At 67.6% G+C, this 13622-nt stretch carries 13 protein-coding genes, 1 tRNA gene and 1 other RNA gene; 14 read left to right on the top strand and 1 reads right to left on the bottom strand.

The genetic code is table 11. The features are described from left to right. The first annotated feature begins 22 nt into the window (after positions 1–22). The 10 genes from AC3WP6_RS05680 (at position 23) to AC3WP6_RS05725 (ending at position 8771) form a co-directional block, all read left to right on the top strand. On the top strand, positions 23–589 hold the full coding sequence (locus AC3WP6_RS05680; protein ID WP_492626821.1) for a class I SAM-dependent methyltransferase: 567 nt from the start codon (positions 23–25) through the stop codon (positions 587–589). Positions 590–922: 333 nt separating this feature from the next. Further along, positions 923–1014 (top strand) — tRNA-Ser (locus tag AC3WP6_RS05685). A gap of 65 nt (positions 1015–1079) precedes the next feature. Continuing rightward, an RNA gene (ffs, locus tag AC3WP6_RS05690) (signal recognition particle sRNA small type) lies at positions 1080–1176 on the top strand. 87 nt (positions 1177–1263) lie between these two features. Next, entirely contained in the window at positions 1264–2931 is a 1668-nt protein-coding gene (gene dnaX, locus AC3WP6_RS05695; RefSeq protein ID WP_492626822.1) for a DNA polymerase III subunit gamma/tau, read from the top strand. A 15-nt stretch (positions 2932–2946) separates the two neighbouring features. Further along, positions 2947–3270, top strand: a complete 324-nt coding sequence (locus tag AC3WP6_RS05700; RefSeq protein WP_492626823.1) for a YbaB/EbfC family nucleoid-associated protein — start codon at positions 2947–2949, stop codon at positions 3268–3270. Between the two features lie 392 nt (positions 3271–3662). Then, on the top strand, positions 3663–6287 hold the full coding sequence (gene leuS, locus AC3WP6_RS05705) for a leucine--tRNA ligase (protein WP_492626824.1): 2625 nt from the start codon (positions 3663–3665) through the stop codon (positions 6285–6287). Between the two features lie 4 nt (positions 6288–6291). After that, positions 6292–6801: an LPS-assembly lipoprotein LptE gene (locus tag AC3WP6_RS05710; protein WP_492626825.1), complete on the top strand. Its 510-nt coding sequence runs from the start codon at positions 6292–6294 to the stop codon at positions 6799–6801. Then, positions 6801–7817 carry a DNA polymerase III subunit delta gene (holA, locus tag AC3WP6_RS05715; protein ID WP_492626826.1) on the top strand — a complete coding sequence of 339 codons (1017 nt, stop codon included), beginning with the start codon at positions 6801–6803 and terminating at the stop codon, positions 7815–7817. Before AC3WP6_RS05710 ends, holA begins: the two co-directional genes overlap by 1 nt. A 90-nt stretch (positions 7818–7907) precedes the next feature. Beyond that, positions 7908–8552 carry a nicotinate-nucleotide adenylyltransferase gene (gene nadD / locus AC3WP6_RS05720; protein ID WP_492626827.1) on the top strand — a complete coding sequence of 215 codons (645 nt, stop codon included), beginning with the start codon at positions 7908–7910 and terminating at the stop codon, positions 8550–8552. 30 nt (positions 8553–8582) lie between these two features. Continuing rightward, positions 8583–8771, top strand: a complete 189-nt coding sequence (locus tag AC3WP6_RS05725; RefSeq protein WP_492626828.1) for a YqaE/Pmp3 family membrane protein — start codon at positions 8583–8585, stop codon at positions 8769–8771. A gap of 3 nt (positions 8772–8774) precedes the next feature. Here the strand turns inward: AC3WP6_RS05725 and AC3WP6_RS05730 are convergent, their stop codons facing one another. Then, complete coding sequence (locus tag AC3WP6_RS05730; RefSeq protein WP_492626829.1) at positions 8775–10490, bottom strand: cytochrome c biogenesis protein DipZ; 1716 nt, start codon at positions 10488–10490, stop codon at positions 8775–8777. Positions 10491–10684: 194 nt separating this feature from the next. Here AC3WP6_RS05730 and AC3WP6_RS05735 point away from each other — a divergent pair, with 194 nt between their 5' ends. The 4 genes from AC3WP6_RS05735 to rlmH all read left to right on the top strand — a co-directional run bounded on the left by AC3WP6_RS05735 (position 10685) and on the right by rlmH (position 13614). Then, positions 10685–11752 (top strand): NAD(P)H-dependent flavin oxidoreductase, encoded by a 1068-nt coding sequence (locus tag AC3WP6_RS05735; RefSeq protein WP_492626830.1) that lies wholly within the window; start codon positions 10685–10687, stop codon positions 11750–11752. 70 nt (positions 11753–11822) lie between these two features. Then, complete coding sequence (locus AC3WP6_RS05740; RefSeq protein WP_492626831.1) at positions 11823–12470, top strand: HD domain-containing protein; 648 nt, start codon at positions 11823–11825, stop codon at positions 12468–12470. Between the two features lie 250 nt (positions 12471–12720). Then, positions 12721–13128, top strand: coding sequence for a ribosome silencing factor (rsfS, locus tag AC3WP6_RS05745; protein WP_492626832.1), 408 nt, complete (start codon positions 12721–12723; stop codon positions 13126–13128). A 15-nt stretch (positions 13129–13143) separates the two neighbouring features. Further along, positions 13144–13614, top strand: a complete 471-nt coding sequence (gene rlmH, locus AC3WP6_RS05750; RefSeq protein WP_492626833.1) for a 23S rRNA (pseudouridine(1915)-N(3))-methyltransferase RlmH — start codon at positions 13144–13146, stop codon at positions 13612–13614. The last annotated feature ends 8 nt before the right edge of the window (positions 13615–13622 follow it).

The raw sequence follows: 13622 nt of genomic DNA on the forward strand, positions 1-13622 counted from the left end.
CAGGCAGGCGACGGGCAACTTCATGAAAATTCGCGACAGCGGCATGCCCGATGCGCGCCGGTGGGAAGGCTTTTTCGACGCGCCGCGCATCCTCGACCAGCTTGGCTGCACGGGCACGCACGCCGACATCGTCGAGTTTGGTTGCGGCTACGGTACTTTCACCGTGGCGGCGGCAGCACGCACGGGCGGTACCGTCTTCGCGTTCGACATCGAGCCGGCGATGGTGGCGGCCACACGTGATCGCGCGCAGGTTGCGGGCCTGGCGAACGTGGTCGTTTCCGAGCGCGACTTCGTCGCCACCGGTACCGGCTTGGGCGACGGCGTGGTCGACGCCGCGCTGCTGTTCAACATCCTGCACGCCGCCGAGCCGGTGCCGCTGCTGCGCGAAGCGTGGCGGGTGCTGAAGCCCGGCGGCAGTGTGCACGTGATCCACTGGGTGAGCGAGCGTCCGACCCCGCGTGGCCCCGCGCTTGCGATCCGACCGCGTCCGGCACAGTGCCGCGCGTGGCTGGTTGAAGCGGGCTTTCGCGAGTGCGGCGCCGACATCGACCTGCCGCCGTGGCACTACGGCATCAGCGCCGTGCGCTGAACCACCTCGCCCGGCGTGCGCTGCGCTTGTCAGCCAGCGCGCGCGCCATTATCCTTCCGCCTCTTCATTGCCCGCTAACGGGGGCAACGCGGACGCCGCAGAGTGGGGTGTTCGCAATGGGTTTTGCTGCGTGCGGAGAGGTGTCCGAGTGGTTGAAGGAGCACGCCTGGAAAGTGTGTAAGTGGGTCAAACCGCTTCGCGGGTTCGACAAATTCGCCGGGAGCGAATTTGGACAGCCGCAGGCTGGCCCCGAGCGCAAGCGAGGGGTGAAGCTCAGGACGAGCCGAACCATCCCGCCCGGTGCGGGGTGATGCGACAAGGTGTGATGCGTGCGGAGAGGTGTCCGAGTGGTTGAAGGAGCACGCCTGGAAAGTGTGTAAGTGGGTTAAACCGCTTCGCGGGTTCGAATCCCGCCCTCTCCGCCAATTTTGATGTAGCGCGACGGCTTCGGCTGGCGCGACGGGCTCAGGCCCAGCGTTCACGGTGGCCCTGTCGGTCCCCCCGCGACGATAGTCCGCAAATTCCGCCAGGTCCGGAAGGAAGCAACGGTAGTGGATGACTCGGGTGCCGGGGTGTGGCTGGCGGGGCCGCCACCATTTGGGGCGGTGCGAGGCGCGCCTACCGGAACGGCCCCCGACTTGGCACAATCAACGTCTGCCCCAAGGTAGGTGTGCATGTCTTATCAGGTACTCGCGCGCAAGTGGCGGCCCCGCAGGTTTTCCGAGCTGGTGGGGCAGGAGCACGTGGTGCGTGCGCTTACCAACGCGCTCAACACCGGGCGCATGCATCATGCCTACCTGTTCACCGGCACCCGCGGCGTGGGCAAGACCACGATCGCGCGCATCTTTGCCAAGTCGCTGAACTGCGAGCGTGGCGAGTCGGCCGACCCGTGCGGCGAGTGCGAGATCTGCCGGGCGGTGGATGAAGGCCGCTTTGTCGACCTGTTGGAGATCGACGCCGCCAGCAATACCGGTGTGGACGACGTGCGCGAGGTGATCGAGAACGCGCAGTACGCGCCGACCCGCGGGCGTTTCAAGGTGTACCTGGTGGACGAGGTGCACATGCTCTCCAAGCCGGCGTTCAACGCGCTCCTGAAGACGCTGGAAGAGCCCCCGCCGCACGTGAAGTTCCTGCTGGCGACGACCGACCCGCAGAAGTTGCCGGTGACGGTGCTGTCGCGCTGCCTCAAGTTCAACCTGAAGCGCCTGCTGCCCGATCAGATCGCCGGCCAGATGCGGCACATCCTCGGCGCCGAGAACATCCGCTATGAAGAACCCGCCATCGACGAGCTGGCGCGCGGCGCGGATGGTTCCTTGCGCGATGGCCTGTCGCTGCTCGACCAGGCGATTGCCTACGGCGGTGGCGAGGTCAAGGCGGACGATGTGCGTACCATGCTCGGCAGCGTCGCGCGCGGACAGGTACTGGGCGTGCTTGGCGCGTTGGCGGATGGCGACGGCGCCCGGTTGCTGGCCGAGGCGGCACAGATCGCCTCGTATTCGCCGGATTTCGGCGGCGTGCTCGACGACCTTGCGGAAACCCTGCACCACCTGCAGTTGATCCAGCTGGTGCCCGGCTACGAGCCGGATTCGGAATCCGGCAGCGCCGATCTGTGCGCGCTCGCCGAACGCATTGCGCCGGAAGACGTGCAGCTCTACTACCAGATTGCCACCACCGGTCGCCGCGACCTGCCGTATGCGCCTGATGCCCGGACCGGTTTCGAAATGTCGCTGTTGCGCATGCTGGCGTTTCGGCCGGGTGATGCCACGCGTTCGGCCGGCACGCCATCGCCGGCAGCGCGTGTGCCTGCCGCAGCGCCAGCGCCACGACCGACGGCAGTAGCGAGCGCACCGCGTGCTGCCGCCCCGACACCGCAGGCGGTACCAAGGGCGTCGGCTCCGGCAGCGCCGCCGCAAGCGCCGTCGAGCTCCGCCCGCGCAACGCCGGTTGCCGGCGGCCTGCCGAATTGGGAATCCCTGATCGAGCAGGCCGATTTGCACGGTCCATTTGGCGTGCTGGCGCAAAACGCGGTGTTGCGCGAACGCGATGGCCACACCCTGGTGCTGGCGGTGCAGCCGGCGCATCTGGGCATGGCGGTCGAGCCGATGGTCGGCCAGATGGCGGAGCGTATCGGCAAGGTGCTCGGCGAACCCATCCGCCTGCGCTTTGTCAGCATCGCGGCGGATACTGCTGCGGCCACGCCGGCGGCGCGCGCGCAGCAGGCGCACGATGCGGCGCAAGCCGCGGCCGAGCAGTCGATCGAAGACGACCCGTTCGTGCAGACCATGAAACGCGATTTCGGCGCCCGCGTGGTGCCGAAGTCGGTGAAACCCCTTGGCAGTTGAAGACGGAGCAGAGCGATGAGAGGTCAGATTGGCCAGCTGATGCAGCAGGCCCAGCGCATGCAGGAAGACATGCAGCGCGCGCAGCAGGAGATCGCAAAGCTTGAGGTGACCGGCAGCGCCGGCGGCGGCTTGGTGAGCGTGGTCATGACCGGCGCCCACGAAGTGCGCAAGATCACGATCGACCGCCAGACCTTTGCCGACGACCCGGAAATGGCCGAAGACCTCGTGGCCGCCGCGGTGAACGACGCCGTCAACAAGGTCGCGCAAGCCAGCAAGGACCGACTCGGCAGCGTCACCGCCGGCATGAGCTTGCCGCCGGGGTTGAAGCTGCCGTTTTGAAAGGCCGGGATACCGGATTCGTGAGAGCCGGCATCTCGCGTGAATCTGCCCCTTAAACTGCCAAGTGGAGTAGGGGCCACAGACACCTGAGCCATCACGGATGCCGCCAGGTTCAATGCCCGTATGCGGCGGTTCTGTCCCTGCGCGGATCGCTGTGGTGCACGCGCGGAGCGCTCCCGCATCCCGGATGCAACGTGCGCGCGGATGGCGGCTAAGCGACACGCGACACCAGCCGCATGTGGCTGGGAAGTCGAGGGCAAGGTAGCCGTCGTACGCCGTCTGGGCGCCGCCGCTGAATCCGCCGCCAGCCGGCATTCTGCTAACCTGATGCGTTCCTTTTACAGCGGTGCGCGCGGTTGCATTCTGCGCACCAATCCACGGCCACGGACACCATGCAAGACAGCGCAACCAACCCCGAACAGGATTACCAGCCGCAAGCGGTCGAAGCCGCGGCGCAGGCGTATTGGCGTGCGCAGCACGCCTACGAGGTGAAGGAGGATCCTGCGCGGGCCAAGTTCTACTGCCTTGCCATGCTGCCGTACCCGTCGGGCAAGTTGCACATGGGGCATGTGCGCAACTACACCATTGGCGATGTCATCAGCCGCTACCAGCGGATGACCGGCAAGAACGTGTTGCAGCCGATGGGCTGGGACGCGTTCGGACTGCCGGCCGAGAATGCGGCCATCAAGCACCAGACCGCACCGGCAAAGTGGACCTACGCCAACATCGAGCACATGCGCGGCCAGTTGCAGTCGCTGGGTTACGCGATCGACTGGAGCCGCGAGTTCGCCACCTGCCGCCCGGAGTACTACCGCTGGGAACAGTTGATGTTCACCCGGCTGTTGAAGAAAGGTCTCGCCTACCGCAAGAACAGCGTCGTCAACTGGGATCCGGTCGACCAGACCGTGCTGGCGAACGAGCAGGTGGTGGACGGTCGCGGCTGGCGCTCCGGCGCGGTGGTGGAGAAGCGCGAGATTCCGCAGTGGTTCCTGCGCATCACCGACTACGCGCAGGAGTTGCTCGACGGTCTGGACACGCTGCCGGGTTGGCCGGATGCGGTCAAGACCATGCAGCGCAACTGGCTGGGGCGCAGCGAGGGGCTGGAAATCCGCTTTACGGTGGCAGGCGAGGCCGAGCCGCTGACCGTGTTCACCACGCGCCCCGACACGTTGATGGGCGTCACCTTTGTGTCCATTGCCGGCGAGCACCCGCTGGCGCAGAAGGCTGCCAAGTCGAACCCGCAACTGGCGGCGTTCCTGGCCGAGCTCAAGCACGGCGGCGTCTCCGAGGCGGAGCTGGAAACCCAGGAAAAGCGCGGCATGGCGACGGGCCTGTTTGCCACCCACCCGATCAGTGGCGAACGGGTGCCGGTGTGGGTGGCCAACTTCGTGCTGATGGGCTACGGCACCGGTGCGGTGATGGCGGTGCCGGCGCACGACGAGCGCGATTTCGCGTTTGCGACGAAATACGGCTTGCCGAAGCGGCAAGTGATCGCGTGCGGCGACGAAGCTTGGAACGCCGACGCATGGCAGGAGTGGTACGGCGACAAGACCCGCGCCGATCTGCGCGTGGTGAACTCGGGTGACCTCGACGGCAAGAACTATCACGACGCCTTCGAATTCATTGCCGCCAAGCTCGAAGCCGCCGGCAAGGGTCAGCGCCGCGTCAACTGGCGCCTGCGCGACTGGGGCGTGTCGCGTCAGCGCTACTGGGGTTGTCCGATTCCGGTCATCTACTGCCCCAAGTGCGGCGCGGTGCCGGTGCCGGAGGATCAATTGCCGGTGTTGCTGCCCGAGGATGTCGCCTTCAGCGGCGTGCAGTCGCCGATCAAGGCCGACCCCGCGTGGCGCCAGTGCACCTGCCCGCAATGCGGCGGTCCGGCCGAGCGCGAAACCGACACCTTCGACACCTTCATGGAGTCCAGCTGGTACTACGCGCGCTACACCTCGCCGGGTGCCAACGCGCAGGTGGATGCACGCGCCAATTACTGGTTGCCGGTGGACCAGTACATCGGCGGCATCGAGCACGCCATCCTGCATCTGCTGTATTTCCGCTTCTATCACAAGCTCATGCGCGACGCCGGGCTGGTGAATTCGGACGAACCTGCCAGCAACCTGCTGTGCCAGGGTATGGTGATTGCCGACACGTTCTATCGCGACGGCGCCGACGGCGCGAAGGAATGGATCAACCCGGCCGATGTCGATGTGCAGCGCGACGACAAGGGCCACGTGGTCGGCGCGGTGCTCAAGGCCGACGGCAAGCCGGTGACGATCGGCGGCACCGAAAAGATGTCCAAGTCGAAAAACAACGGCGTGGACCCGCAGGCAATGGTGGACAAGTACGGCGCCGACACCGTGCGCCTGTTTTCGATGTTCGCCGCCCCGCCGGAGCAGTCGCTGGAGTGGAACGAGGCCGGCGTGGAAGGCATGGCGCGTTTCCTCAAGCGCTTTTGGCGCGAGGTGACCACGCACGCGGCGCAACCGGATCACCCGGTGGTCGATCCCGCGCAGCTCGACCCGGCGCAAAAGACCTTGCGCCGCCAGCTGCACGAAACCATCCAGAAGGTCACCACCGACTACGGCCAACGCCACGCGTTCAACACCGCGATCGCGGCACTGATGGAGCTCCTGAACGCGGTCGGCAAGTTTGGCGACCAGAGCGATCAGGGCCGTGCGGTGCGCCACGAAACGCTGGAAACCATGGTGCTGCTGCTCAACCCGGTGGTGCCGCACGTTTGCCACCGCCTGTGGCAAGTGCTGGGCCACGCGCAAACCGTGCTTGAAGACCAGCCATGGCCGCAGGTGGACACGGCCGCGCTGGTGCGTGACAGCTTGACGCTGGCGGTGCAGGTCAACGGCAAGCTGCGCGGCACCATCGAAGTAGCTGCCAATGCATCGAAGGCAGACGCCGAGGCGCTTGCACGCGCGCAGCCACAGGTGGCGGCTTTGCTGGCGGGCAAGACCGTGCGCAAAGTGATCGTGGTACCGGGCAAGATCGTCAACATCGTCGCAGGGTGAACCGATGAACCGCATGCTTCGTATTGCGTTGTTGCTGCTGGCCGTGTCTGCACTTTCCGCATGCGGCTTCCATCTGCGCAAAAGCGTCGCGCTGCCGCCAACGATGGCGCACATGCATATCGACGGCGACGGCAACCTGCAGCGCGCGCTGACCCGCGCACTCGAACACGCCGGGGTGGATGTGGTCGACCAGGGCGGTACCGGCGTGGCCGAGCTCACGCTGCCGGTCAATGCGTTCAACACCGAATCGCTCACCCAGGGCGGCTACGCGCGCATCACCGAATTCGCCGTTCATTATCAGGTTGCCTTCGACGTGACCCAGGGCGGCAAGACACTGGTGCCGCGGCAGGACATTGCCATGCAGCGCGAATACAGCTACGACGCCACCGACAGTGTCGGCAACGCCTCGCAGGTGCAGCAGATCCAGCAAAGCCTCGTCACCGACATGGTGCAGGCGATCATGTTTCGGCTGGAAGCAGCCGGCCGCCAGCCGGCGCCCGTCGCCAAGCCCTGATGCCGGCCAGTCCCGCCCAGTTCCGCAAGTCGCTCGGCGCCGATCAGCTGGCGCCGGTGTACCTGCTGGCTGGCGCGGAACTGCTGGTGCTGGAAGCCGCCGACGCGCTGCGTGCGCGGGCGCGCGAGCTGGGTTACGCCGAGCGCGAGGTGCTCGAAGCCGGCGCGCATTTCGACTGGGACAACCTTGCGCGCGCCGCCGCCGGGATGTCGCTGTTCGCCACCCGCCGGCTGATCGATCTGCGCCTGCCCACCGGGCGCCCGGGCGTCGATGGCGCCAAGGCCATCACCGCCTACTGCGCCGACCCGCCGCCGGACGTCACGCTGCTGATCACCGCGATGGAGTGGAGCAACAAGCACGACGGCGCCTGGAGCAAAAAGCTCGATGCCGCCGGCATGCAGGTGGTACTCAATGCGCCGCGGCCAAACGAGTGGCAGGCGTGGGTGGGCGCGCGGCTCGCTTCGCGCGGCTTGTCGGCCACATCGGATGCCGTGGCGCTGCTCGCCGAGCGGGTCGAAGGCAATCTTCTTGCCGCCGCGCAGGAGGTGGACAAGCTTGCCGTGCTGCGTGCCGACGATGACGCGCGCATCGACGCCGACACGATGGAAAGCCTGGTCGCCGACAGCGCCCGCTTCGACGTGTTCAAACTCGCCGATGCCGCGTTTGCCGGCGATGCCGCGCGCGCGCTGCGCATCCTTGCCGGCCTGCGCAGCGAAGGCGACGAGGTGATTGCGCTGATGGGCTGGCTGGTCAACCAGTTGCAGCTGGCGCTGCGGCTGGCCAGCGCCCGCGACTTTGCCGCGCAAGCCAAGGCGGAGCGTTTGTGGGGGGATCGCGAAAAGGCGTTTCGCCAGGCCCTGCGCCGCGGTCCGCGCGAGCACTGGCTGGCGTGCCTGGCCCGTGCCGCGCGCATCGACCGCCTCGCCAAAGGCCGCGAAACCGGCGACGCCTGGCGCGAAGCCGAACGCCTCGTCACCGCCATCGCCGAGCCGCGCACCGCGCGGGTGCTGGCGTGAACCTCCGCTCCGCCAGCTTCGCTCCCTCTCCCCACCAGGGAGAGGGCTGGGGTGAGGGGCCGGGCCTCGCTGAGAGGCACACCACTCGCCATGCTTGACCCCATACGCCCGCTAGCCCTCTTCGGCGGCACCTTCGACCCGGTGCACACCGGCCACCTCTCGGTGGCGTGGGAAGCCGCGGAGTTGCTCGACGCCGAGGTGCACCTGCTGCCGGCGAACGTACCGCCGCATCGCCTGGCACCGATCGCCAGCGCGGCCGAGCGGGTCGCCATGCTGCGCGCTGCGCTGGCCGGGCAGTCGCGCCTTGTGCTGGATACCCGCGAGCTGGCGCGCAGTGGTCCGTCGTATACCGTGGACACCTTGCGTGAGCTGCGCGCGGAGCAAGGCGACCGCCCGCTGGTGCTGCTGCTCGGTGCCGACGCCTTTGCCGGGCTGTCGAGCTGGCACGAGTGGCGTGCGCTGTTCGACCTGGCCCATGTCGGTGTGCTCAGCCGCCCGGGCGTCGCCGGCACGCCGGGTGCCGCGCTGCAGGCGGAGATCGCTGCGCGCCGGGTGGACGATCCGGCGATGCTGTGCGCCAGCCCCGCTGGCCGCATCGTCGAGCTGGCCGTCACTCCGCTGGAAATCTCCGCCACGCGCATCCGCGAACTCCTCGCTGCCGGGCGCGATCCACGTTACCTGCTGCCGGCCGGGCTGTTCGACGACCCTGCGTTGCTGCAGCCGTATCGACACTGACTTCGTTGCCACCACCCGAGGAGAACCGCCATGCGTCTGCTGATAGCACTGATCCTGCCGTGGCTGTTGTTCTTCACCATTGGCCGCCCGATCGCGGGCATCGTTTGCCTGCTTCTGCAGTTGACGGTAATCGGCTGGGTACCGGCCGCGATCTGGGCGGTGTACTCGCTCAGCCAGTACAAGACCGACGAGAAAATCGCTGCCGCGATGAAGCGTTGAGCCTCAGCCAAACGTGAACGCATACGCGTGCACGCCGGGGTCGTCGAAGGTGATGGTGAAGGTGCGCGGGTGGGTGGCATCGCCGGCCTGGCGCACGAGCTGGTAGAGGCGTTGGGTGGTGACGGTGCCGTTGCCTTGCGCGTCGGTGTCCATGCCGTGGTCGGCACCGGGCGGTGCGCCATCCAGGGAGATGTGGAAGCGCACCGGCTTGCCGTCTGAGCCCGGACCAAGCACCAGATGCAGGTCGCGGCCGCGGAAGCGGTAGGTGATGCTGCCACCCGGCGCATCGAGTACGGCGGCCTGTGCGTGCAGCGTCCAGCGTCCGGCAAGGCCCCATTGGTTGGCGGCGAGGCGCGCCGGGGTGCGGTAGTCGAACGCCTCGTCGTGGGCGATCTGGCCGCTGGCGAAATGTGCGCTGCGCGCGTAGCCCACGTAGGTTTCCGGCGAGCGCGCCGGGTCGCCGGAATCCGGCGCTTCGGCGCCGCGCGCGTTCGGGTCGACGTAGCCTGTCGGCAGGCTGGTTTGGCCGGCCTGTGCGAGCAGGGTGCGGATCGCGTCCTCGCCCTCGCGGTAACCGCCTTCGCCGTAGGTGTGGTGACGGATGCGCCCATGCGCGTCGATGAAGTAGTCCGCCGGCCAGTACTGGTTGTCGAAGCCTTGCCAGATCGCGTAGTTGGAGTCGATCGCGACCGGAAACGCGATGCCGAGGCGCTTGACCGCGGCCGCCACGTTCGCCGGGTCTTTCTCGAACGCGAACTCCGGCGAGTGCACGCCGATCACCACCAGCCCGTGGTCGCGGTATTTCGCAGCCCACGCCTTCACGTAGGGCAGCGCGCGCAGGCAGTTGATGCAGGAATACGTCCAGAAATCGACCAGCACCACCTTGCCGCGCAACGCGGCGCGGGTCAGCGGCGCGGTGTTGATCCAGCCGGTGGCGCCGGCGAGCGATGGCATCCCGCCCTCATCGTCCAGCGCGCCACTGGCGGGTGCAGCGCGCGCCGCAGGAATCGGCTGCAGGTGGTCCATCAACGCCTGTTCGGCATGCGTGGTCGACGGCAACGACCAGCGGGTCAGCACGCCCGTGTCAAGTCCGGATGCGATCGCGACGACGCCGGCCAGTACCGCCACGCCGGCGAGCCGGCGCAGCATTTCTCCCATGCCGGGCAGGCGCCGCAACAGCACGGCAAGCTGGCCGCCGGCGAGCAGGGCGATGGCCAGCGCGGCGCCAGCGCCGAGCGCGTAGGTGAGCAGCAGCAAGGTGGTGGTGACGTTTGCACCCCGCAGCGCCGCGGTGGTCAGCACGATACCGAGGATCGGCCCGGCGCACGGCGCCCACACCAGACCGATGCCGGCGCCGAGGCCGAAGGCGCGCGGGATCGAATCGGGCCTCGCCGCCGGCAGCATGCGCTGCCCGAGCCGCGTCAGCGGGCGCGCGAACCATGCGGCCAGGCGCGGTGACAGGAGGCTGACGCCGAACAGCGCCAGCACCACCAGCGCGGCAAGGCGTCCGTACTGGTTCGCGCGCACCACCCAACCGCCGCCCACCGCCGCCAGCGTCGCCACCACGGTGAAGCTCGCCGCCAGGCCCAGCAGCATTGGCACCGTGCTGCGTGCAAACGACCGCCCGGCGCGCGCAAACACGAACGGCAGCACCGGCAGGATGCACGGGCTGAACAGCGTGAACACGCCACCGAGAAATGCGAGCAGCAACACGATCATGGGGGCCGGCCGGATTGCGCGAGGCAGTGGTCAGCTTACGCTGTGGAGAGCCGGGATTTGGGATTCGGGATTCGCCAAAGCGCGTTCCGGCGGGCCGTGATGAACACGGCGGACCCCACGCTCTGCCCAATCCCGAATCCCGAATCCCATTCCGTTCAACCGATAATGCGCAGGTCGTCTCGCGGGAGCCGTCCATGTCTACCTTTGCGCAACGTTTTGACCTCGATCTGCCGCTGGTGCAGGCGCCGATGGCGGGTTCGACCACGCCGGCGCTGGTGGCGACGGTGTCCAATGCGGGCGCGTTGGGTTCGTTCGGTGCGGGTTACACGGCGCCGGAAGGTATCGTCGAGCGTGCGGCTGAAATCCGCGCGCTCACCTCGCGTCCGTTTGCGCTGAACCTGATGGTATTGCCGGACGAGTTCATGCCGGATACGGCGGCCATTGCACGTGCACGCACCTTGCTCGATGCCCTGATGGAACGCGAAGGGCTGGCGGTGCGCACGCGCTTGCCCGAGCGCTGGGCACCGCGTTTTTCCGATCAGTTTGCGGCGCTGTGCGAAGCGCGTCCGGCGGCGGCGAGTTTCGCCTTTGGCCTGCTGGAAACCGCCCAAGTGCGGCAACTCAAGCAGCACGACATCGGCGTGATCGGCACCGCCACCACGCCCACCGAAGCGGTGGCGTGGGCGCAGCGCGGTGCCGATGCCGTGTGTGTGCAGGGCGCGGAGGCTGGTGGCCATCGTGGCGGCATCGACGGCAGCGCAAGCGCACCGATGATCGGTTTGTTTGCGTTGATTCCGTGTGCGCGGCGGGCGTTGGACCAGGCTGGTTTTCGCATCCCCCTGATTGCGGCAGGCGGCATCATGGATGGCGCCGGCATGCACGCAGCCGAAGCCTTGGGCGCGGAAGCGAGCCAGCTCGGCACCGCGTTTCTCACCTGCCCGGAATCGGCTGCGGCGGACGCCTGGAAGCGCGATCTCGTCGTCGCCACCAGTACGCATGTGGTGACTATCCGCAGCGTGTCCGGCCGTGCGGCACGCGGCTTGCGCAACCGCTACGTGGAGGCGATGGAAAGCGGCGTCGATGAGCTGCCTGGTTATCCCTTCCTGAACGCGCTCACCGCGCCGCTGCGCCGTGCCGCGGCGGCGACCGGGCGGGGTGATTTGATGTCGGAATGGTGCGGGCAGGGTGTGCCGCTGACGCGCACCTTGCCGGCGGCCGCGCTGGTGCGTGCGTTGTCGGATGAGTACCGGCGTGGCGCGTGAGTTGTCGCGAACGTTGAGACGCCGGGAGCCAATACTGCCTTTGCTGTGTCGACAGCTAAGGAGGGGGATCATGTTGAGCGAACGTTTTACGGCGGCCGTGGATTACGCGCGCATCGCGCACGGCGCGCAGCAGCGCAAGGGCAGCGGCGTGCCCTACCTGAGTCACCTGCTCGGCGTGTCCGGGCTGGTGCTGGCGTTTGGGGGCGACGAGGAGCAGGCCATTGCCGGCCTGCTGCACGACGTCATCGAGGATTGCGGTGAGGCGCATGCCGAGCCGATCCGCACGCAGTTCGGCGCACGCGTGCTGACGATCGTGCGCGGGTGCACCGACGGCAGCGCCGAGGCCAAGGCCACGCACACCAATGCCGAAGCAAGGCGGCGCGATTGGTTGGCGCGCAAGCAGACTTATCTTGCGCATCTGGCGGATGCTGCCGACGACGTGCTGCTGGTCTCCGGTTGCGACAAGCTGCACAACGCGCGGGCGATCGTGGCCGATCTTGTCGACCCGGCGGTGGGCACCACCGTGTTTCGACGCTTTACCGGCCGACGGGATGGCACGCTGGTCTACTACCGCCTGCTTGCCGACTTGTTCGATCAGCGCTGCGTGGCGATGGCGCCGGTGCTGGAGCAAACCGTGCAGCGCATGTACGCGTTGGCCGGTGAACCCGGGCTGGCCAGCGGCAGTGGTACGGACGCGCTGGCACAGGCGATGATCTGAGGCCACGCAGAACGGTCCCCCCATGCTGGTGACATCACGGGCCTGCAGCCGTGCTCCGTGCAGAACACGGGCGCTGGATTCGCCAACCGCCTCGGTTCTCGCCGCCCACACCACAGCGATGCCCTTGTTTCGGCGTCGGCGTTTTCTACCACTTCGGAGCATTGCCAGCGTGTTGACGTATCCGATGCCGCGCGCAGTTATACTTTTGCCGCGCTGACGTGCGCGCATTCCACACCGAGGCAAGCCCCGCTTGAGCACTAGCCGCAAGACCAAGACCGACCCGGTGGCCACCCTGCGCAAGGCCGTCATGGCTGCGCTGGAAGAGCTGAAAGCCAAGGACATCCGCGAGATCGACGTGCGCGGCCGCACCTCGATCGCCGACCTGCTGGTGTTCGCCTCCGGGACTTCTGCGCGGCACGTCAAATCCATTGCCGACGAAGTGGTGAAGTACGCCAAGCGCGCCGGCATGCCGCCGCTCGGGGTCGAAGGCGAGGAATCGGCCGACTGGGTGCTGGTGGATCTCGGCGACGTGATCGTGCATGTCATGCTGCCGCGGGTGCGCGAGTTCTACGGGCTCGAACGCTTCTGGTCGCTGCGCGGTGACCATGAGCCAGCCGCCGATGACGAACCCGATGCGGATGCCGCGCAAGCTGGCTGAGCGCGCGGAACCGCCATGCATGCGCGCCTGATTGCCGTTGGCGAACGCATGCCGGCCTGGGTTGCCGAAGGGTTTGCTGAATACCGCAAGCGGCTGTCGCACGACTTGCCGCTGGAACTGGTGGAGCTCAAGCCCGGCGCACGCGGCAAGGGGCGCGACGATGCGCGCGCAATCCACGATGAAGGGGTGGAAATGCTTGCCGCCTTGCCGCGCGACGCGCACGTGGTGGCGCTCGATGGCCACGGCAAGACGTGGTCGAGCGAGGAGCTTGCCGCGCAACTCGGTGGCTGGCGCATGGCCGGACGCGATCTGGCGTTTCTCATCGGCGGACCGGACGGACACGCCCCCGACGTGTTGGCGCGCGCCGACCAGCGCTGGTCGCTTGGCCCGCTGACGCTGCCACACATGCTGGTACGCCTGGTGCTGGCCGAGCAGCTCTACCGCGCCGTCACCATTCTTGCCGGGCACCCTTACCACCGCGGCTAGGGGCAAAA

The organism is Rhodanobacter sp. FW106-HT46G03 (genome assembly GCF_058789895.1).